Source organism: Streptomyces sp. NPDC088097 (assembly GCF_044741845.1).
GTDB lineage: Bacteria > Actinomycetota > Actinomycetes > Streptomycetales > Streptomycetaceae > Streptomyces.
Map to the genome: position 1 here is coordinate 1 of NZ_JBIUTJ010000011.1, position 19720 is coordinate 19720.

Annotated in this window: 17 protein-coding genes; 6 read left to right on the forward strand and 11 right to left on the reverse strand. The window is 73.6% G+C overall.

Translation table 11 applies throughout. The features are described from left to right. The first annotated feature begins 712 nt into the window (after positions 1-712). The gene (gene trpS / locus ACIOD1_RS25815) at positions 713-1711 is read left to right on the forward strand and encodes a tryptophan--tRNA ligase (RefSeq protein ID WP_365615098.1); all 999 of its coding nucleotides are present in this window, start codon (positions 713-715) and stop codon (positions 1709-1711) included. Positions 1712-1754: 43 nt separating this feature from the next. Here the strand turns inward: trpS and proC are convergent, their stop codons facing one another. From proC to ACIOD1_RS25840, 5 genes are all read right to left on the reverse strand, one after another. Continuing rightward, entirely contained in the window at positions 1755-2564 is an 810-nt protein-coding gene (gene proC / locus ACIOD1_RS25820; protein ID WP_365615100.1) for a pyrroline-5-carboxylate reductase, read from the reverse strand. Positions 2565-2660: 96 nt separating this feature from the next. After that, positions 2661-3398, reverse strand: coding sequence for an ABC transporter permease (locus ACIOD1_RS25825; RefSeq protein ID WP_365615103.1), 738 nt, complete (start codon positions 3396-3398; stop codon positions 2661-2663). Next, entirely contained in the window at positions 3395-4204 is an 810-nt protein-coding gene (locus ACIOD1_RS25830; RefSeq protein WP_401904885.1) for an ABC transporter ATP-binding protein, read from the reverse strand. Before ACIOD1_RS25830 ends, ACIOD1_RS25825 begins: the two co-directional genes overlap by 4 nt. A 120-nt stretch (positions 4205-4324) precedes the next feature. Beyond that, positions 4325-4861: a hypothetical protein gene (locus tag ACIOD1_RS25835; RefSeq protein ID WP_365615109.1), complete on the reverse strand. Its 537-nt coding sequence runs from the start codon at positions 4859-4861 to the stop codon at positions 4325-4327. A gap of 98 nt (positions 4862-4959) precedes the next feature. Beyond that, entirely contained in the window at positions 4960-5271 is a 312-nt protein-coding gene (locus ACIOD1_RS25840; RefSeq protein ID WP_365615112.1) for a peptidase, read from the reverse strand. Positions 5272-5377: 106 nt separating this feature from the next. Here ACIOD1_RS25840 and ACIOD1_RS25845 point away from each other — a divergent pair, with 106 nt between their 5' ends. Next, positions 5378-7498, forward strand: coding sequence for a protein kinase domain-containing protein (locus tag ACIOD1_RS25845; RefSeq protein ID WP_365615115.1), 2121 nt, complete (start codon positions 5378-5380; stop codon positions 7496-7498). Positions 7499-7555: 57 nt separating this feature from the next. On the opposite strand, the gene ilvD is transcribed toward ACIOD1_RS25845, so the two are convergent. The 4 genes from ilvD to ACIOD1_RS25865 all read right to left on the reverse strand — a co-directional run bounded on the left by ilvD (position 7556) and on the right by ACIOD1_RS25865 (position 12110). Further along, entirely contained in the window at positions 7556-9406 is a 1851-nt protein-coding gene (gene ilvD, locus ACIOD1_RS25850; protein WP_365615118.1) for a dihydroxy-acid dehydratase, read from the reverse strand. Positions 9407-9528: 122 nt separating this feature from the next. Further along, a complete protein-coding gene (locus tag ACIOD1_RS25855) occupies positions 9529-10155 on the reverse strand; it encodes a TetR family transcriptional regulator (RefSeq protein ID WP_365616175.1) in 627 nt (208 codons plus the stop codon). 89 nt (positions 10156-10244) lie between these two features. Next, positions 10245-11069: a sugar phosphate isomerase/epimerase gene (locus ACIOD1_RS25860; RefSeq protein WP_365615121.1), complete on the reverse strand. Its 825-nt coding sequence runs from the start codon at positions 11067-11069 to the stop codon at positions 10245-10247. A 114-nt stretch (positions 11070-11183) separates the two neighbouring features. After that, a complete protein-coding gene (locus ACIOD1_RS25865; protein ID WP_365615124.1) occupies positions 11184-12110 on the reverse strand; it encodes a Ppx/GppA phosphatase family protein in 927 nt (308 codons plus the stop codon). A gap of 62 nt (positions 12111-12172) precedes the next feature. Between ACIOD1_RS25865 and ACIOD1_RS25870 the strand changes: the two genes are divergently transcribed. Further along, entirely contained in the window at positions 12173-13021 is an 849-nt protein-coding gene (locus tag ACIOD1_RS25870) for a hypothetical protein (RefSeq protein WP_365615127.1), read from the forward strand. Positions 13022-13040: 19 nt separating this feature from the next. Here the strand turns inward: ACIOD1_RS25870 and ACIOD1_RS25875 are convergent, their stop codons facing one another. Next, on the reverse strand, positions 13041-14822 hold the full coding sequence (locus ACIOD1_RS25875; RefSeq protein WP_401904889.1) for a hypothetical protein: 1782 nt from the start codon (positions 14820-14822) through the stop codon (positions 13041-13043). Between the two features lie 227 nt (positions 14823-15049). Between ACIOD1_RS25875 and radA the strand changes: the two genes are divergently transcribed. Together radA and disA are read left to right on the forward strand one after the other, a co-directional pair. Next, on the forward strand, positions 15050-16468 hold the full coding sequence (radA, locus tag ACIOD1_RS25880) for a DNA repair protein RadA (protein WP_401904892.1): 1419 nt from the start codon (positions 15050-15052) through the stop codon (positions 16466-16468). Positions 16469-16721: 253 nt separating this feature from the next. Continuing rightward, positions 16722-17846: a DNA integrity scanning diadenylate cyclase DisA gene (disA, locus tag ACIOD1_RS25885; RefSeq protein ID WP_365615134.1), complete on the forward strand. Its 1125-nt coding sequence runs from the start codon at positions 16722-16724 to the stop codon at positions 17844-17846. 282 nt (positions 17847-18128) lie between these two features. Here the strand turns inward: disA and ACIOD1_RS25890 are convergent, their stop codons facing one another. After that, a complete protein-coding gene (locus tag ACIOD1_RS25890; protein ID WP_401904894.1) occupies positions 18129-18938 on the reverse strand; it encodes a hypothetical protein in 810 nt (269 codons plus the stop codon). 171 nt (positions 18939-19109) lie between these two features. Here ACIOD1_RS25890 and ACIOD1_RS25895 point away from each other — a divergent pair, with 171 nt between their 5' ends. Beyond that, on the forward strand, positions 19110-19718 hold the full coding sequence (locus ACIOD1_RS25895; RefSeq protein WP_365615140.1) for a phosphatase PAP2 family protein: 609 nt from the start codon (positions 19110-19112) through the stop codon (positions 19716-19718). Positions 19719-19720 lie beyond the last annotated feature (2 nt).

A 19720-nucleotide genomic window follows, 5' to 3' on the forward strand; every position in this document is an offset into this window, starting at 1 on the left:
TGAGTTCTCAAGGAACGGACGCTTCCTTTGTACTCACCCTCTCGGGCTTTCCTCCGGGCTTTTCGTTCTGTTCTTGCGTTTCCGACTCTATCAGACTCTTTCGTGTCCGACTTCCTCGGTGCTTTCCAGGTTCTTCGCTTTCGCGTTTTCCCTTTCCGGCGATTCCGACTCTATCAGATCCTTTCGGGCCTGACTCCCAGTCAACGGGATTTGCGTTCCGGGCTGTTGGGCCCTTCCGGCGAGTGAGACAGTAGCGGATTCCCTGCCCCCGAAGCGAATCGGCGGCTACGTCCTGGAACGCGGATTCCTCATTCGCAAATACGCATGAAAACGAGACGACACGGTGCATCGTTCGTTCGAATGTGTAGTGCGGGATGGCTGTCCGGGGACCGACCGGGGTCGGCGCTCACTTCACGGACAACTCGAAGAACCTTACGGACCTGGTACGAGTGTGTCAACCCCCGGCTGACCTGGGGGAAACCTCCCGCACTCCTCATGACCTGCGGGCTAGGCTGCTCCGCATGACTACGCATGCGCTCACGTCCAGCCTTCGCTGGTGGGCCGCCTGACGGCGGCCGACTTCCACGCGTAGCTCGCATGCGCTCACGGCCGCCGCTTCGGCGGCCGTTTTCGTTTCTCCCCTCCCCGGGAGTGGCTCGGTCGCCCGACGCGGTGGCGCCGACACCACATACAGACAGAGGGAGAGCGGGACATGACGAGGATCTTCAGCGGGGTCAAGCCCACCGGGCATCTGACGTTGGGGAACTACCTGGGGGCCGTGCGGCAGTGGGTCGCCGCCGAGCGGGAGCCGCACGACGCGCTGTTCTGCGTCGTCGACCTGCACGCGCTCACCGTCGAACACGATCCGGCGCGGGTGCGTCGGCTCAGCAGGCAGGCCGCGACGCTGTTGCTCGCCGCCGGGCTGGAGCCGCACGCGTGCACCCTGTTCGTGCAGAGCCACGTGGACGAGCACACCCGGCTCGCCTACCTGCTGGAGTGCACCGCGTCCGACGGGGAGCTGCGGCGGATGATCCAGTACCGGGAGAAGGCGGCGGCGGCGCAGGCCTCGGGGGACGGAGTACGGCTGTCGTTGCTCACCTATCCCGTGCTGATGGCCGCCGACATCCTGGCCTACGACACGGACGAGGTGCCGGTGGGCGAGGACCAGCGGCAGCACGTCGAGCTGACCCGGGACCTGGCCGCGCGGTTCAACCAGCGGTACGGACACACCTTCACCGTGCCGAAGGCGACGCTCCCTGTGGTGGCGGCCCGGGTCATGGACCTCCAGGACCCGACCTCGAAGATGGGGAAGTCCCATGCGAACGGGGCGGGGATCGTCTACCTGCTCGACGAGCCCGAGGTGGTCCGCAGGAAGGTGATGCGGGCCGTGACCGACAGCGGTGACGGCGCGGTGGTCTACGACCGGGCCGCACGACCCGGGGTGGCGAACCTCCTCGACGTCCTCGCCGCCTGTACGGGCGGGGAGCCGGCGGAGCTGGCGCGGGAGTACTCCCAGTACGGGCCCTTGAAGAGGGACGTCGCCGATGCCGTGGTGGAGCTGCTTCGGCCGCTGCGCGAGCGGCACGCGGAGATCTCCGCCGATCCGGGCGAGGTGGAGCGCGTGCTGCGGGAGGGGGCCGGGCGGGCGCGGGCGCTGGCCCGGCCGGTGGTGGACCGGGCGTACGAGGCCATCGGGCTCTTGGCCCCCTGACGACTCCGTACGCCCTGCGGTCCGCTCCCCCGCGTCCGTCGGGTCAGCTGTTGCCGGAGGCGAGCTCGCGGCTGCGGTCGCGGGCCGCTTCCAGCGCGGCGATCAGGGCCGCCCGTACGCCGTGCTTCTCCAGCTCGACGATGGCGTTGATCGTCGTACCCGCCGGGGAGGTGACGGCCTCGCGGAGCTTGACCGGGTGCTCGCCGCTGTCGCGGAGCATCACGGCGGCGCCGATGGCGGCCTGGACGATCAGGTCGTGGGCCTGGGCGCGGGGCAGGCCGAGGAGGATGCCGGCGTCGGTCATGGCCTCGACGAGGAAGTAGAAGTAGGCGGGGCCGGAGCCGGACAGGGCGGTGGCCGCGTCCTGCTGGGACTCCGGGACGCGCAGGGTCTTGCCCACGCCGCCGAAGATCTCCTCGGTGTGCAGGAGGTGGTCGGCGGTGGCGTGGCTGCCGGCGGAGATGACGGACATGGCCTCGTCGACGAGGGCCGGGGTGTTCGTCATGACGCGGACGACCGGGGTGCCGGCGGCGAGCCGCTCCTCGAAGAAGGAGGTGGGCACGCCCGCCGCGCCACTGATCACCAGGCGGTCGGCCGGGACGTGGGGGGCCAGCTCTTCGAGGAGCTTGCCCATGTCCTGCGGCTTCACGGTCAGGATGAGGGTGTCGGCGCGCTTGGCCGCCTCGGCGTTGCCGACGGCCTCGACCCCGTAACGGGTGCGGAGCTCCTCGGCGCGCTCGGGGCGGCGGGCGGTGACGAGCAGCTTGTCGACCGGCCATCCGCCCCGGATCATCCCGCTGAGCAGGGCCTCGCCGATCTTGCCGGTACCGAGGACTGCGACTGTCTGGGTCATGCCGGATTCACCTCGCCGAACGAACGTAAGGACGTACGGGCTCATCGTCGCACCCGGGCGGGCGCGGGCGCGGTGGCTGTCCGGTCCTTGGGCGCCCTACGGGGTGCGGCGGCGCAGGGTGGCGGCGCCGAGGGCGAGGACGAGCAGGGCGCAGGCGGCGACGATGACCACGTCGCGGACGAAGTCGGCGGTCATGTCGGTGTGGGTGAGGACCTGGGTCATGCCGTCCACGGCGTAGGACATGGGCAGGACGTCGGAGATGCCCGAGAGGACCGGCTGCATGGTGTCGCGGGCCGCGAAGAGGCCGCACAGGAGGAGCTGCGGGAAGATCACGGCCGGCATGAACTGGACGGCCTGGAACTCGGACGCGGCGAAGGCGGAAACGAACAGGCCGAGCGCGGTGCCGAGGAGGGCGTCGAGGAGGGCGACCAGCAGGAGCAGCCAGGGGGAGCCGACGACGTCCAGGCCGAGGACCCAGAGCGCGAGGCCGGTGGCGAGCAGGGACTGGACCACGGCGACGGCGCCGAAGGCGAGGGCGTAGCCGGCGATGAGGTCGCCCTTGCCGAGCGGCATGGCGAGGAGGCGTTCGAGGGTGCCGGAGGTGCGCTCGCGGAGGGTGGCGATCGAGGTCACGAGGAACATCGTGATCAGCGGGAAGATCCCGAGGAGCGAGGCTCCGATGCTGTCGAAGGTGCGCGGGCTGCCGTCGAAGACGTAGCGGAGCAGGGTCAGCATCAGGACGGGGACCAGCAGCATCAGCGCGATGGAGCGCGGGTCGTGGCGGAGCTGGCGCAGGACGCGGGCGGCGGTGGCGGCGGTGCGGGCCGTGTTCATCGGTTCTGCTCCTGGGCTGCGAGGGCGTTCGCTTCGTCGACAAGGTGGAGGAAGCCCTCTTCGACCGTGGCGCGGTGGGTGCGGGTGCGCAGGGCGTCGGGGGTGTCCTGGGCGAGGATGCGGCCCTCGCGCATGAGGAGGAGGTCGTGGCAGCGCTCGGCCTCGTCCATCACGTGGGAGGAGACGAGGATCGTGGCGCCCCGGCCGGTGGCGAGGTCGTGGAAGAGGTTCCACAGGTCGCGGCGCAGTACGGGGTCGAGGCCGACGGTGGGTTCGTCGAGGACGAGCAGCTCGGGGGCGCCGAGGAGGGCGACGGCGAGGGAGACCCGGCTGCGCTGGCCGCCGGAGAGGTTCCCGGCGAGGGCTCCGGCGCGGGAGGTGAGGTCGACGTCGGTGATGGCGCGGTCCACGGTGACCCGGCGGCGGTCGGCGGCGGCGCGGCCGGGGTCGAGGACGGCGGCGAAGTAGTCGAGGTTCTGTCGGACGGTGAGGTCGTCGTAGACGGAGGGGGCCTGGGTGACGTAGCCGATGCGGGAGCGCAGCTCGGGGTGACCGGCGGGGCGGCCGAGCACGTCGAGGGTGCCGGTGACGTGGGCCTGGGTGCCGACGACGGAGCGCAGGAGGGTGGACTTCCCGCAGCCGGAGGGGCCGAGGAGGCCGGTGATGCGGCCGCGGGGGACGTCGAAGGCGAGGGCGTCCAGGACGGTGCGGGGGGTGCGGCCGGCGCCGCGGCGGACGGTGAGGTCGCGGGCGTGGACGGCTGCGGCGGCGGGGGTCGGCGGCCTGTCCGGTGGGTTATTCATCATGTGATGAATAATGCTCCTGGCGGTGCCGGGACGTCAATCCGCCGGGGCGGAGGTCTGTCGGGAGGGAGGTCTTTCGGGAGGGAGGTCTGTCGGGGAGTCCGGTCCGGGCCCCGGGAGGGGCTACTTCTTGCGCTTGGGGCGGCGGGCGGCCGGGTTGCCCGTACGGCTGCCGCGGCGGCGGGCGAACTCGGCCGCGGCGCGCTCGTACTCGGTGCGGCGGAGCTTCTCGCCGGGCGCCTCGACGAAGCAGCGCAGGAAGTACGCGATGAGGGAGCCGATGAAACCGATCGCCTTGAGGCCCTTGAGGGCGGCCTCGTCGGAGGACGGGGCGGGGCGGCGGCCGAAGGAGTCCCAGGTCTTGACGAAGGCGATGGAACTGGCGATCGCGAAGAGGACGACGACGGAGATGCTGAGGAAGGGGCCGACGTTGCCGATCTCCAGGCCCTCGTAGGCGAAGCGCAGCAGGTACGCGGCGGCCACGGCTCCGAGCAGCGAGCCGGCGGCCACGGCGACGCGGCGCCAGGTGTAGCCGCCGGAGTGGTCCACCCAGGTGGTGCCGAAGAAACGGATCGCCTCGGGCTGCGGCCCGGGGGCCGGCGCCGCCGGGGTGGCGGGCGGGGTGGTCGGGCTCTGGTCTCGCTGGTCGTCGTCGCTCACACCGGCGATTATCCCCCGGCGCGGCGCCGGCGCCGGGGGCGTCTCGCGTGGCGGAACGGGTGACGTCGCCCCGGTCGGACGCGCCCGCCGCCCCTGCCTCAGTCGCAGCGGCTGGCCACGTAGCCGTCCGTGCCGGTCTTCACGTAGGCGTCCGAGATGAACCGGCCGTTGCCGACGCAGTCCCAGATGTCCGTCGTGCCGTACGGACCGGAGACCGTCGTGCCGGGGCACTGGCAGCGGATGGAGACGCTCGCGCCGAGCGGCAGGGTGTCGACGATCGCGTAGCCGGTCCCGGGGCCGTTGCGGACGTTGACGCGGTAGCCGGGCGCGACCTGGTACATCGGCAGGCTGCCGCTCACCGCCACGCTCTCCAGGCTCTGGATGTGGCCGGAATCGTTCTCAACGGACATGTGAAAGCTCCCCCCATGGGTGTTGCCCTGCGCAACGCGCGCAGGGTAGCAGGACCTTGGAGATCCGCACGGACCATGGACTAGGCTCCGGCGGGGGTGGTGAGCGGTGCGATCGCGGCGCGCGGACTACGCCGGGCTTCCGGAGTACGCCGGGCACTACCGGCTCGAATCCGTGCTCGGCTCCGGTGGCATGGGCGTCGTCCACCTGGCCGCCTCCAGCTCCGGGCTGAAACTCGCCGTCAAGGTCGTGCACGCCCAACACGCGGTGGACCCGGAGTTCCGGGCGCGCTTCCGGCAGGAGGTCGCGGCCGCGCGGCGGGTGAGCGGGGCTTTCACGGCGCCCGTCGTGGACGCCGACCCGGACGCCGAACGGCCTTGGATGGCCACCCTGTTCGTCGACGCTCCGACGCTGTCCGAGCGGGTACGCGAACGGGTGCTGGACGCCGTCGAGCTGACCCGGCTCGCCGCCGGGCTGGCGGAGGCCCTGCGGGACATCCACCGGGCCGGGGTCGTCCACCGGGACCTGAAGCCGAGCAACGTGCTGATGGCCGCGGACGGGGTGCGGGTCATCGACTTCGGCATCTCGCGCCCGGCCGACAGCGACCTGCGCACCGAGACCGGCAAGCTGATAGGAACGCCGCCGTTCATGGCGCCGGAGCAGTTCCAGCGGCCCCGCGAGGTGGGGACGGCCGCGGACGTGTTCGCGCTGGGCGCGGTGCTGGTGCACGCGGCGACGGGGCACGGCCCCTTCGACTCCGACAGCCACTACCTCGTGGCGTACCAGGTCGTGCACAGCGAGCCCGATCTGACGGGGCTGCCGGCGCGGCTCGTCCCGATCGTGGCCCGCTGCCTGGCGAAGGATCCCGAGGAACGGCCGACCGCCCACGCGTTGATCGCCGAGATCCGGGCCGTGACGAGCCCGATCTCCGAGGACACCCAGGCCTTCATACCGCGACCGCGCCCGCCGGTGCCCGACGAAGAGGACACCCACCATCGCAACGCGCCGCCCGCCGCCCCCGAGGCCCCGCGGCGCGGGCCCGGCCGGACGCGGGTGGTGGTGGCGGGGGCGGTCGCCCTGCTGCTGGCGGCCGGTGTCGCCGGCGGACTGCTGTGGTCGGGCTCCGACGCGGGGGCGTCCCGGGGGGCCGGGCCCCGTCCGTCGGCGGCGAGCGCCGCCGGGCCCGCGCCCGTGACCCCCTGGTCGGTGGCGCTGGGCGGGCACACCGTGTCCTGCTCGGCGGAGTCGGGCGGGCTGTACTGCGCGGGGCGGAACCTGAGCGCCGCCCGCCTCGACGTCGCGAACGGCGCGGTGTTGTGGTCCCTCCCGGCCGGCGCCCCGGACCGGCCGGGTGCCACGCCCATGGCTCCGCTGGCCGTCGGCGGGCTGGTCCTCGTCGTGGCGGACGGCGGCGAACGGCTCCGGGCCCTGGACGCGAAGACGGGCACGGAGCGCTGGCAGTACCGACTGTCGGCGGGCACCCAGGTGGTGGCCGCCGGTGCGCGGGTCCTGCTGGCGGCGGCGAACGGCACCGCCACGGTGCTCGACGCGGCGAGCGGGTCCCCGCGCTGGAGCAAGCCCGCTGCGGCGGGGTCCGGATGGTGGGGCGGGCCGGGGCCCGGGGGCGCGCCGGTGTTCTACCGTTCGACGCCCGACGCCAACGGCCGGTCGACGGAGGTCTCGGAGGTGGACGCGTCGAGCGGGGCCGTGCGCTGGCAGGTGCGCGGCGAGGGCCGGCTCCAGCCCTTCGGCACGACCGACGGTTCGGTGTTCCTGCTGGACAACGACGCGAGCACGCACGCGGTGGCCGTCGTACGGATCGACACGACGACCCGCGCGGTCCACCGGGTCCGGCTGTCGGCTCCCCTGTACGCCGCCCAGGCGACGGTGGATCCGAAGGGCACGGCGTACGCCTTCGCCACCCAGGGCACCCTCGTCGCGATCGGCGCGGACCGGGAGCTGTGGCGCCTGGAGACCGGCGCCGCGAGTGCGTCGAGCCCGGCGTACGCGGACGGCCGCGTCCACCTGACCGTGTCGGACGGGCGCCTGCTGGCCGTCGACGCGACCACCGGGCACCTCGTCGGGCAGACCGGGACCCGCTTGGCCTCGGGGCAGGGCTCCGTCAGCTCCGCCATCCCCACGCCCGTGTTCGGCGACGGCCGGGTCTTCGGGTCGGCGCCCGACGGAACGGTCTTCGCCGTGGACGGGCGCGACCCCGCCGGATGGTGATGCTTCCGGCGGGGTCGCGACTGGCGTGCGGGGCGGCCCCGGAGGGCCGCGGGCGGATCAGCCCAGGAGGCTGACGTCGCGGACGGCGCCCTTGTCGGCGCTGGTGGCCATCGCCGCGTAGGCGCGCAGGGCGGCGGACACCTTGCGCTCGCGGTCCTTCGGGGCGTACACGCCGCCGAGGGCCTCGTGGCGGGCGGCGAGGGTGGCCTCGTCGACCAGCAGCTCGATGGAGCGGTTCGGGATGTCGATGCGGATGCGGTCGCCGTCCTCCACGACCGCGATGGTGCCGCCCGAGGCGGCCTCCGGGGAGGCGTGGCCGATGGACAGGCCCGAGGTGCCGCCGGAGAAACGGCCGTCCGTCACCAGGGCGCAGACCTTGCCGAGGCCGCGGCCCTTCAGGAACGAGGTCGGGTAGAGCATCTCCTGCATGCCGGGACCGCCGCGCGGGCCCTCGTAGCGGATGACGACGACGTCGCCCGGCTTGACCTCCTTGCGGAGGATCTTGTCGACGGCGTCGTCCTGGGACTCGCAGACCACGGCCGGGCCCTCGAAGGTCCAGATCGACTCGTCGACGCCGGCGGTCTTCACGACGCAGCCGTCGACGGCGATGTTGCCGCGCAGCACGGCGAGGCCGCCGTCCTTGGAGTACGCGTGCTGCACCGAGCGGATGCAGCCGCCCTCGGCGTCGAGGTCCAGGGTCTCCCAGCGCTCGGACTGGGAGAAGGCGGTGGCGGAGCGCTTGCAGCCGGGGGCCGCGTGCCACAGCTCCATGGCCGTGTCGGTGGCCGTGCCGGAGCGGGCGTCCCACTTGGCCAGCCAGTCCTCCAGGCCGTCGGAGTGGACCGTGTTGACTTCCTTGTTGAGGAGACCGCCGCGGTGCAGCTCGCCGAGGATGGCGGGGATGCCGCCGGCGCGGTGGATGTCCTCCATGTAGTACGTGCCGCCGGGCGCCACGTTCGGCGCGACCTTGGACAGGCACGGGACGCGGCGCGAGACGGCGTCGATGTCGGTGAGGTCGTACTCCAGGCCCGCTTCCTGCGCCGCGGCCAGCAGGTGCAGGATCGTGTTGGTGGAGCCGCCCATCGCGATGTCGAGGGCCATGGCGTTCTCGAAGGCCTCGCGGGTGGCGATGTTGCGGGGCAGGACGGACGCGTCGTCGCCCTCGTAGTAGCGCTTGGTGATCTCCACGACCGTACGGCCGGCGTCCTCGTACAGGGCGCGGCGGGCGGTGTGCGTGGCGAGGACCGAGCCGTTGCCCGGGAGGGCCAGGCCGATGGCCTCGGCGAGGCAGTTCATCGAGTTGGCGGTGAACATGCCGCTACAGGAGCCGCAGGTGGGACAGGCGTTCTCCTCGATCCGCAGGATGTCCTCGTCGGAGACGTTCTCGTTCGAGGCGTCGACCATGGCGTCGATCAGGTCGAGCTTGCGGACGGTGCCGTCGACGAGGGTGGCCTGGCCGGCCTCCATCGGGCCGCCGGAGACGAAGACGACCGGGATGTTGAGGCGCAGGGCGGCCATCAGCATGCCCGGGGTGATCTTGTCGCAGTTGGAGATGCAGATCAGGGCGTCGGCGCAGTGGGCCTCGACCATGTACTCCACGCTGTCCGCGATGAGGTCGCGGGAGGGCAGGGAGTAGAGCATGCCGGCGTGGCCCATGGCGATGCCGTCGTCGACCGCGATGGTGTTGAACTCGCGGGGGATCGCGCCCGCGGCGCGGATGGCGTCGGAGACGATCCGGCCGACGGGGGCCAGGTGGGTGTGGCCGGGGACGAACTCGGTGAAGGAGTTGGCCACCGCGATGATCGGCTTCCCGATGTCCTCGCTCGCTACGCCCGAGGCGCGCATGAGCGCACGCGCGCCTGCCATGTTGCGGCCGTGGGTGACGGTGCGGGACCTCAGCTCGGGCATGCGGTTTCACTCCCCATGAGTGCGGCTCTGCGTTCGGCCGCGACTGTGGATATGGCTCGGTTACGAGGCTACGCCCACCGCCCGCGATCCGGACAGGTGGTCCGGATGTCGGGACGGCAGGATCATTCTTCGGTCAGGTAGCGCTGGAGCGTGGGAGCGACGAGGGCCACGATCTCCTCGGTGTCGGCGGAGGCCAGGGGTTCCACCCGGACCACGTAGCGCAGCACCGCGATCCCGATCATGTGGGAGGCGGCCAGCTCGGCCCGGAAGGTCGGGTCCGGGACGTCGAGGTCGGCGGCGACGCGTTCCAGGACCCGGCGCAGGATCAGGCCGCGCAGCACCTTCGCCGCCGCCTCGTGGGTGAGGGCGGAGCGCATCACGGCGAGCAGCGGGGCCCGGGTGACCGGGTTCTCCCATATGCCGAGGAAGTAGCGGGCCAGGCGCTCGCCGATGCCGTCGGGGCCGTCGCCGATGATCGCCGGGACCACCAGGGCGGGCTCCAGGCTGACCTCGACGGCCGCGGCGAAGAGGTCGTCCTTGCTGCCGAAGTAGTGGTGCACCAGGGCCGGATCCACTCCGGCGACCTTCGCGACGCCGCGCACGGACGTCTTGTCGTACCCGCGCTCCGCGAACACCTCGCGGGCGGCGAGGCGGATCCGCTCCTGGGTGCCGGGGCCCTCGTCGACCTCGTCCTGCCGGGGGCGGCCGGGGCCGCGCCGCCGCTTCGGGGGGTGCGCGGGCGGCACCATCGGCTCGGCCGGTCCCGGCTGGTCCGTCGGCTCCGTCGGTCCGCTCGTGTCCGTCGGCTGGGTCGGACCGCTCTGGTCCGTCGGCTCCGTCATCGGCGGCGGGCCGGCTTCGCGAGGTGCCGGCGGGTGAAGGCGAGGGCCTCGGCGAGGTCGGCCTCGCGCTCGGCGGAGGACATGGCCCGGCGGGTGTTCACCTCGATGACCACGTGGCCGTCGAAGGAGGTCCGGGCGAGGCCGTCCAGCAGTTCGGCGCAGGGCTGCGTGCCGCGGCCGGGGACGAGGTGCTCGTCCTTGGCGGAGCCGTTGCCGTCGGCGAGGTGGATGTGGGCGAGCCGGTCGCCCATCCGGTCGATCATGGCGTTGGCGTCCGTACGGGCGGTCGCGGTGTGGGAGAGGTCGACGGTGAAGTGCCGGTAGTCGTCCTTGGTGACGTCCCACTCGGGCGCGTAGGCGAGCATCTCGCGGTCGCGGTAGCGCCAGGGGTACATGTTCTCGACGGCGAAGCGGACGTCGGTCTCCTCGGCCATCCGCCAGATCCCGCTGACGAAGTCGCGGGAGTACTGGCGCTGCCAGCGGAACGGCGGGTGCACGACGACGGTGGAGGCGCCGAGCTTCTCGGCCGCCGTCTGGGCCCGCTGGAGCTTGGTCCACGGGTCGGTGGACCACACGCGCTGGGTGATGAGCAGGCAGGGCGCGTGGATGGCGAGGATCGGGACCCCGTGGTCGTCCGAGAGCCTGCGCAGCGCGTCCACGTCCTGGCTCACCGGGTCCGTCCAGACCATGACCTCGACGCCGTCGTAGCCGAGGCGGGCGGCGGTCTCGAAGGCGGTGGCCGTGGACTCCGGGTAGACGGAGGCGGTGGACAGGGCGACCTTCGGGGTGCGGGTGGTCGGGATACGGACTGGTTCTGCCACGGGGACAGATTACGGGCCCACCGCGCGGCCCGGGCGTCCCGGCCCCGGGAGGGGGCGGGGGCCGGGGCTCGGGCGCAGGCAGGGCCGGGTGGCGGGGGCGCCTCCTCGCCAGGGTCAGCCCAGGTGGTCCAGGCGGCGCAGGATGACGCCCTCGCGCAGGGCCCACGGGCAGATCTCCAGCTCGTCGACGCCGAAGAGGTCCATCGTGGCCTCCGCCACCATTGCCCCCGCCAGGAGCTGTCCGGCCCGGCCGTCCGAGACGCCGGGGAGGGTGGAACGTTCCGCCGCCGTCATCGTGGTCAGGCGCGGGACCCACTCCTCCAGGGACTTGCGGGTGAGGTCGCGCTGGACGTACAGGCCGTCCGCCTCGCGGGCCGCGCCCGCGATCCGGGCCAGCTGCTTGAAGGTCTTCGAGGTGGCCACCACGTGGTCCGGCGCCCCGAAGCGGCTGAACTCGCCGACCGTGCGGGCGATCTGGGCGCGTACGTGACGGCGCAGCGCCCGTACGTCCGAGGGGTCCGGCGGGTCGCCGGGGAGCCAGGCCGAGGTGAGCCGGCCCGCGCCCAGCGGGAGGGAGACGGCGGTGTCCGGCTCCTCGTCGATGCCGTACGCGATCTCCAGCGAGCCGCCGCCGATGTCCAGGACCAGCAGCTTGCCGGCGGACCAGCCGAACCAGCGCCGAACGGCCAGGAAGGTCAGCCGGGCCTCGTCCTCGCCGCTGAGGACGGGCAGGTCGATGCCGGTTTCGGCCTTGACGCGGGCGAGGACCTCGTCGGCGTTCGTGGCCTCCCGCACGGCGCTGGTCGCGAAGGGCAGGAGGTCCTCGCAGCCCTTGTCCTCGGCGGCCCGGACCGCCTCGCCGATCACCGAGACGAGGGCTTCGACACCCTCGGGGCCGACCGCTCCGCGCTCGTCGAGCAGGGTCGCCAGACGCAGTTGCACCTTGTGCGAGTGCGCGGGCAGCGGGCGCGCGCCGGGGTGCGCGTCCACCACCAGCAGATGGATCGTGTTCGAACCCACGTCAAGGACACCGAGTCTCATGCGGGAAACGCTACTGGGCCGAACGCGCGGCGGTGGAGTAAGGGGCCCTTAGGCTGGGGTTTGTGCCAAATACGAAGAAGGCCAACAAGGCCCGGTCGAAGACGGACCAGGGCGACGGCAAGGCCAAGGGCAAGGTCAAGGCCCCGGCCAAGGTCGGCAAGGAGCCGGACGAGAAGGGCCTCGACTTCCCCAGGGCCTGGGTGGAGTTCCCCGATCCGGCCGACGAGGAGCAGGTCTTCCGCTGCGACCTGACCTGGCTGACCTCCCGGTGGACGTGCATCTTCGGGAGCGGCTGCCAGGGCATCCAGGCGGGTCGCGCCGACGACGGCTGCTGCACGCTCGGCGCGCACTTCTCCGACGAGGACGACGAGAAGCGCGTGGCCGGGCACGTGGCACGGCTGACCCCCGAGGTGTGGCAGTTCCACGACGTCGGCAGCGAGACCGGCTGGACGCAGTTCGACGACGACGGGGAGAAGCAGACCCGGCGCTGGGACGGGGCCTGCGTGTTCCTGAACCGGCCCGGTTTCCCGGCCGGGGCCGGCTGCTCCCTGCACATCCTGGCCGTGCGGGAGGGCAAGGAGCCCCTGGAGACCAAGCCGGACGTCTGCTGGCAGCTGCCGGTCCGGCGCACCTACGACTGGATCGAGCGCCCCGACGACACCCGGATCCTCCAGGTGTCGATCGGCGAGTACGACCGGCGCGGTTGGGGCCCGGGCGGCCACGACCTGCACTGGTGGTGCACCTCGGCGACCTCCGCGCACGGGGCCGGCAAGCCGGTGTACGAGTCGTACCGGCCGGAGCTGACGGAGCTGATGGGCAAGGAGGCCTACGAGGTCCTCGTCGGGCTGTGCGAGGCGCGGCTGTCCTCCCTGCTGCCGATGGCCCCGCACCCCGCGGACCCGCAGCGCTGAGGGCGCTCCCGCCGCCCGCCTAGGCGGGCGGCGGGGTCGGGGAAACCGTTCCTGCGGGCGGCTCCGCCGTCGCGGACTCCGTCGGGGTCGGCGTGGGGGTGGGGGTGGGCGTCGGAGTCGGGGTGGGTGTGGGCGTCGGGGTCGGCGTGGGCGTCGGGGTGGGGTCCGGCGGCGGGGTCACGGGCGGCTGCGGCGGCGTGGGGGCCGGGCGGCCTCGGCCCTGGATGGAGATCACCGCCCCGGAGGGGTCCACTCCGACCCGGGCCGACCAGGCGCCGACGGGCTGGGCCTCGGCGTCCACCGTGATGCGCAGAGTGACCGATTCTCCGGGGGCCAGGGTGCCCGCCGTCACGGCGGCCCGCAGCCAGGGGGCGTCCGACCAGAGCCGCCAGTGGACGGGGCTCCCGCCGGAGGCGGTGAGGGTGAGCAGGGTGACCGGCCCCCGGGTGGTGGCGGTCGCGGTGAGCCGGCCGGGGGCGCCGGGGCCGGAGGCGTCCGGGGTGGCCGGGGCGCCGGTGCTGATGACCTCGACAGAGACGTCGGGGGCGGCGCTGCCGGCGGCGAAGCCGGGTTCGTCGGAGGTGAAGGCGGCGTTGCCGGTGTTCTCGTACGCGGTCAGCGGCCGGCCCGCGGCCTGCGGCGGCGGGATCTGCGATTCTCCGGCGGAGATCCGGATGCCCTCGCCCCCGACGGGCTCCGCGGTGACGGGGGCGCCGCGGTAGGCGGCCCACAGGGCGATCACCGGGGCGGCGACGACGGTGGCGACGACGGTGGTGGTCACGGCGCGGGCCCGGATCCGGTCGCGGCGGGCGGCGCGGTCCTTGGGGTCCATGGGGAAGCCGCCGCGGTCGAAGCGCGGGCCGCTCCGGCCGCCCCGGCGCCGGCCGGAGCGCAGCATGGCGGCGTGGACGGCCCTGCGGGGGGCCGGGACGAGGGGCAGCGCGGCGCTGATCCCGGCGCTGCCGGGCCAGGGCTCGGCCGCGCCGACCCGTTCGGCGACGCGGCGACAGCGCGGGCAGTCGTCGACGTGCCGGACGAGTTCGGCGCGCAGGGTGCCAGACAGGAGCACGTCGCCGCCTCCTCCGTCGCCGTCGCGCCCCTCGCCGGTGAGGCGGGAGACCGCCGGGCAGTTGCCCGTCTCGACGACGGCGAGGGCGGCGCGGGTGCGCTCCACCTCGCAGGCGGCGCCGGAGAGCAGCTCCCGGGCGGCGGCCGGGGGCGTGCCGAGGACGGAGGCCAGCTCGCCGACGCCGAGCCGGTGGCGGACGGCCAGCTCCAGGGCCTCGCGCTGTTCGGGGGTGGTTCCGGCCGCCTCGGGCCAGGCCAGGCGGGCCAGCTCGGTGCGGCGGTAGGCGCTCACGTCGAGGCCGGGGGGCGTTTGGGGCGCATGGGAGGGGTCGGGGTGCTCCGGCGTACGCCGACCGGAGTGCGCCCCCTGCCGGGCGCGGCGCTGTTCGGCCAGGCTGCGCAGGCAGGCCCAGCGGGCGAGGGCGTACAGCCAGGCCCGGCGGTCCCCCTCGTCGGGGCAGCGGCCCGGATGGCGTTCGGCCACGGCGAGTACGTCGCCGAGCACGTCGGTGGCGGTGTCGTGGTCGCAGAGGACCGAGAGGCAGTAGGTGAACAGGCCGTCGAGGTAGGGCTCGTGGCGGGAGGCGGGAGGCTGCTGGGCCTCTTCGGAGGCGGCGGCCGCGGCGGCGTCGGCGCCGCCCGGGGCCGAGGCCTGACCCGCTCGGGGCGTGCGCCCGTGCGCCCGGTGTGCGCCGGTGCGCGCTACGGGGGTTCCCTGGTTGATGCTGTTCACCTGGCGACCGTAGGCGGCGCGCCGGTGACGCCCCGGAAGCCTTCAGCAGTTTTAGCCCTTACGGGTGAACAGATCGCCACCGGGCTGACAGCGCCCCTGACGCGGGCACCTCCGCGACGCCGCCGCGGGCCCCCGCGGGGCCTCCTGGGGGCTCCCGCCGGGGGCCCCACCGCCCGGACCCCGCCGCCGGCGCCGCGTTGTCGGTGGCGGCGACTACGGTGGGCCGCATGGCCGCTGCCCGCACTTCCCGCTCGTCCGCCAAGGACCGGCCCTCCTACCGCTGCTCCGAGTGCGGATGGACGACCGCGAAATGGCTCGGCCGGTGCCCGGAGTGCCAGGCCTGGGGCACCGTCGAGGAGATGGGCGGCGCGCCCGCCGTACGGACCACCGCCGCCGGCCGGGTCTCCTCGCCCGCGCTGCCCATCGGCGAGGTCGACGGCCGCACCGCCACCGCCCGCAGCACCGGCGTCGACGAACTGGACCGCGTCCTGGGCGGCGGGCTGGTCCCCGGCGCCGTCGTCCTCCTCGCCGGCGAGCCCGGCGTCGGCAAGTCGACGCTGCTCCTGGACGTCGCGGCGAAGGCGGCCACCGGCGACCACCGCACCCTGTACGTCACCGGCGAGGAGTCCGCGAGCCAGGTCCGGCTGCGCGCCAACCGGATCAACGCCCTCAACGACAACCTCTACCTCGCCGCCGAGACCGACCTGTCGGCGGTCCTGGGCCACCTCGACGCGGTCAAGCCGTCCCTGCTCGTCCTGGACTCCGTACAGACCATCGCCTCCCCCGAGATCGACGGCGCCCCCGGCGGCGTGGCCCAGGTGCGCGAGGTGGCCGGGGCGCTGATCCGCGCCTCCAAGGAGCGGGGCATGGCCACCCTCCTCGTCGGCCACGTCACCAAGGACGGGACCATCGCCGGCCCCCGACTGCTGGAGCACCTCGTGGACGTGGTGCTCAGCTTCGAGGGCGACCGGCACGCGCGGCTGCGCCTGGTGCGCGGCGTGAAGAACCGCTACGGCGCCACCGACGAGGTCGGCTGCTTCGAGCTGCACGACGAGGGCATCACCGGCCTCGCCGACCCGAGCGGGCTGTTCCTGACCCGGCGCACCGAGGCGGTGCCGGGCACCTGCCTCACCGTGACCCTGGAGGGCAAGCGCCCGCTGGTCGCCGAGGTGCAGGCGCTCACCGTCGACTCCCAGATCCCCTCCCCGCGCCGCACCACCTCGGGCCTGGAGACCTCGCGCGTCTCGATGATGCTGGCGGTGCTGGAGCAGCGCGGCCGGATCACCGCGCTGGGCAAGCGGGACATCTACAGCGCCACCGTGGGCGGGGTGAAGCTCACCGAACCGGCCGCCGACCTGGCGATCGCGCTGGCGCTGGCCTCCGCCGCCAGTGATGTGCCCCTGCCGACGAACCTGGTCGCCATCGGCGAGGTCGGCTTGGCCGGCGAGGTGCGCCGGGTGACCGGCGTGCAGCGGCGGTTGGCGGAGGCGCACCGCCTCGGGTTCACCCACGCGCTGGTCCCGGTGGATCCGGGCAAGGTCCCGGCCGGGATGAAGGTGACGGAGGTCGCGGACATCGGCGACGCGCTGCGGGTCCTGCCGCGCGGGCGCTCCCGTACGCCGGCCAAGGAGCGGGCCGCGGAGTAGCCGGGGGGCGCGGGGCGGCGTGCGGCGGACGTACGAGGGGCGTACGGGGGGTCGAAAACGGACTCCGAGAGTCCGCCGAAGGATCACCGCGCGGGGTCCGACGCCAGGTCAGGGGGCGGATCGGAGACCCGGCGCACCCCCGCGCGTCGGCCGCCGGCGCCAAGGCTCGGCGGGCGCACAGGCTGCGCCGGTAGACTTTGTGCTGGTCCGCCCGCTGTACACCGGCGGAACCACCCGCGACCGGAGGAGTGCAGTGGCAGCCAAGGACGGGGCATCAGCGCCCGGAAAGTCCGGCGCGAGCACCAAGCACGATGCGCTGATGCGCGCTTCGCTGAGCGCGGTCGCCCCCGGTCAGCCGCTGCGCGACGGCCTGGAACGGATCGTCCGCGGCAACACCGGCGGGCTGATCGTCCTCGGCATGGACAAGGCCGTCGACGCGATGTGCACCGGCGGCTTCGTCCTGGACGTGGAGTTCACCGCGACCCGGCTGCGCGAACTGTGCAAGCTCGACGGGGCCCTCATCCTCGACAAGGACATCACCAAGATCCTGCGCGCCGGCGTGCAGCTGGTGCCCGACGCCTCGATCCACACGGAGGAGACCGGCACCCGGCACCGCACGGCGGACCGCGTCTCCAAGCAGTGCGGCTTCCCGGTGGTGTCGGTCTCGCAGTCGATGCGACTGATCGCGCTCTACGTGGACGGCGAGCGCCGGGTCCTGGAGGAGTCCGGGGCGATCCTGTCCCGCGCGAACCAGGCCCTGGCCACACTGGAGCGGTACAAGCTGCGCCTCGACGAGGTCGCGGGAACGCTGTCCGCGTTGGAGATCGAGGACCTGGTGACGGTCCGCGATGTCACGGCGGTCGCCCAGCGGCTGGAAATGGTCCGCCGGATCGCGACGGAAATCGCCGAGTACGTGGTCGAACTGGGCACGGACGGACGACTGCTGTCGCTCCAGTTGGACGAGCTGACCGTCGGCATCGAGCAGGAACGGGAGTTGGTGATCCGGGACTACGTCCCCGAGCCGACGGCGAAGCGTTCCCGCACCGTGGAGGAGGCGCTGCCGGCGCTGGACGCGCTGACGCATCCGGAACTGCTGGAGCTGGCGATCGTGGCGCGGGCGCTCGGGTACACCGGCTCGCCGGAGACCCTCGACTCGGCGGTGTCGCCGCGTGGGTACCGGCTGCTGGCGAAGGTGCCGAGGCTGCCGGGCGCGATCATCGAGCGGCTGGTGGAGCACTTCGGGGGCCTGCAGAAGCTGCTCGCCGCGAGCGTGGACGACCTCCAGACGGTCGACGGCGTCGGCGAGGCCCGCGCCCGGAGCGTGCGCGAGGGCCTGTCCCGCCTGGCGGAGTCCTCGATCCTGGAACGCTACGTCTGATCCGGCCGCGGTCCGTCCTGTGGCCCGCCCCGTGACCCGCCTATGAAACCGGCCGTGGGGGGGGGGCCCCCCCCGGCCCGCCCCCCCCCCCCCCGCCGGGGCGCCCCCCCCCCCGGGGGGGCGGCGGGGGGGGCGGGGGGGGCCCCCCCCCCGCCCCCCCCCCCCCCCCCGGGGGGGGGCCCCCCCCCCCCCGCCGGGGCCCCCCCCCCACGGCCGGTTCGTTACTGCGCCGGTTCGGTGGCGCGCCGGTTCGGTGGCGCGCCGGTTCGGTGGCGCGCCGGTTCAGTCCTGCTTCAGGACGAAGGAGGTGCGGGCCACCGGGAGGCCCGGGGACTTGACCTCGACCACGTACGTGTCCGGCGTCGGGCTGCCCGCCGGAGGCGTCTGGCACTGGTTCGGGGCACTGAACTTCCGGTCCCACTCCACCGTCTGCTTGGTGTCGCCCTGCGCCGGCACCCGGAAGAAGAGGTCGTCCGTGTCACCGGGGCAGTCGGCGGAGGACCAGACGGCCTTGGCGCCGGTCGTCTGAAAGATCGTCACGACCGCCTGTTTCGGGCCGAGTCCGATCTTGCAGTTGCCGCCCGAGGTGTTGCTGACGGTGAGTTCGAGGCGCGGCTTCTCGGTGGGGTCGTAGTCGTTCTTGACGCTCTCGACCTTCCACAGCAGCGCGCTCGGCGCACACGTCGGCAGGGGCGAGTCCGCCGGGACCTGGGCCGCGCCGGAACCGACGCCCGCGCCCGCCGCGGAGCCGGAGTCGCCGCCGGTGGCCGCGCCGGAGCCCGGCTCGCCGTTCTTGCCCGTACCGGCCGCTGCGCCCGCGCCGGAACCGCCCGAAGCGGAACCCGTGCCCGAGTCACCGCGTCCGCCCGGCGCCTGACTGATCGCCGGCCCGGAGCCGGAGGGCCCGGGGGTGATGGTGCGGACGGGCCCGGAGCCGTCGCCCTTGCCGTTCGTACTCGTCTTCCCGGCGCCGGAACTGATGGCCCATACGGCGATGAGCGCGAGCAGCGCCGCTACGGACGCCAGAACGGCCCTCCGTCGCCAGTAAATGGAGGAGGGGAGCGGCCCGACCGGATTGCGCAGTGATCCCACGCACCGAACCTTACGAGAACTCGCGCCGCGATCCGTGCCCCACATGCCGCGCACCCGACAGGTTTTGCCGATGATCATCCTGGAGGCCCAGTCGTGGACCCCGAAGGACCGCCCGGAACCGGCCAGGGGTCTGATGCGACCGCGACAGCCGCTTGAGTACCGTCTGTGACCATGGACAGCTCCGACCTCTATCGCGACATCACCGACTTCGCCCATGGCACCCCCCTTTGGGTGCAGTCGGCCTTCGAGGTCTGGAGCGAGTACGGCCTCCTCCTCTTCGGCCTGCTCTACATAGCCGTCTGGTGGCGGGCGCGCGCGGACGACGGGCCCCGGGCGGTGGCGCTCGCCGTCCTCGCCCCCCTCGTCACCGCCCTCGCGTACGTCGCCTCCGAACTGGTGAAGTCCACCGTCGACGAGGAGCGGCCCTGCCGCGCGGTGGCCGGAGCGCTCGCCCCGCTGCTACCGTGCCCGCCGTCCGGGGACTGGTCCTTCCCCTCCAACCACTCCGCCATCGCGGCGGCCGCCGCCGTCTCCCTCGCACTCGCCGTGCCCCGCCTCGCGTGGCTGACCCTGCCGATGGCCCTGCTGATGGCCTTCTCCCGGGTGTACGTCGGGGCGCACTACCCGCACGACGTGGCGATGGGCCTGCTGCTGGGGGCCTCCCTGGGCACCCTGGCCGTCCTCGCCCTGGCCGGGCCCCTGACCCGGGTCGTCGCCGCCATGCGGGGCAGCGGCAACGGGGTCGTCGTCTGGTTCACCGGACCGGGCCCGGCGCGCTGAGC

Excerpts from the sequence above, each read along its gene's own strand:
- ACIOD1_RS25855 (WP_365616175.1), bottom strand. The coding sequence starts at position 10,155 with ATGGTGCCGCCCGCGCACCCCCCGAAGCGGCGGCGCGGCCCCGGCCGC.
- proC (WP_365615100.1), bottom strand. The coding sequence starts at position 2,564 with ATGACCCAGACAGTCGCAGTCCTCGGTACCGGCAAGATCGGCGAGGCC.
- ACIOD1_RS25895 (WP_365615140.1), top strand. The coding sequence starts at position 19,110 with ATGGACAGCTCCGACCTCTATCGCGACATCACCGACTTCGCCCATGGC.
- ACIOD1_RS25830 (WP_401904885.1), bottom strand. The coding sequence starts at position 4,204 with ATGATGAATAACCCACCGGACAGGCCGCCGACCCCCGCCGCCGCAGCC.
- ACIOD1_RS25840 (WP_365615112.1), bottom strand. The coding sequence starts at position 5,271 with ATGTCCGTTGAGAACGATTCCGGCCACATCCAGAGCCTGGAGAGCGTG.
- ilvD (WP_365615118.1), bottom strand. The coding sequence starts at position 9,406 with ATGCCCGAGCTGAGGTCCCGCACCGTCACCCACGGCCGCAACATGGCA.
- ACIOD1_RS25865 (WP_365615124.1), bottom strand. The coding sequence starts at position 12,110 with ATGAGACTCGGTGTCCTTGACGTGGGTTCGAACACGATCCATCTGCTG.
- ACIOD1_RS25825 (WP_365615103.1), bottom strand. The coding sequence starts at position 3,398 with ATGAACACGGCCCGCACCGCCGCCACCGCCGCCCGCGTCCTGCGCCAG.
- trpS (WP_365615098.1), top strand. The coding sequence starts at position 713 with ATGACGAGGATCTTCAGCGGGGTCAAGCCCACCGGGCATCTGACGTTG.
- radA (WP_401904892.1), top strand. The coding sequence starts at position 15,050 with ATGGCCGCTGCCCGCACTTCCCGCTCGTCCGCCAAGGACCGGCCCTCC.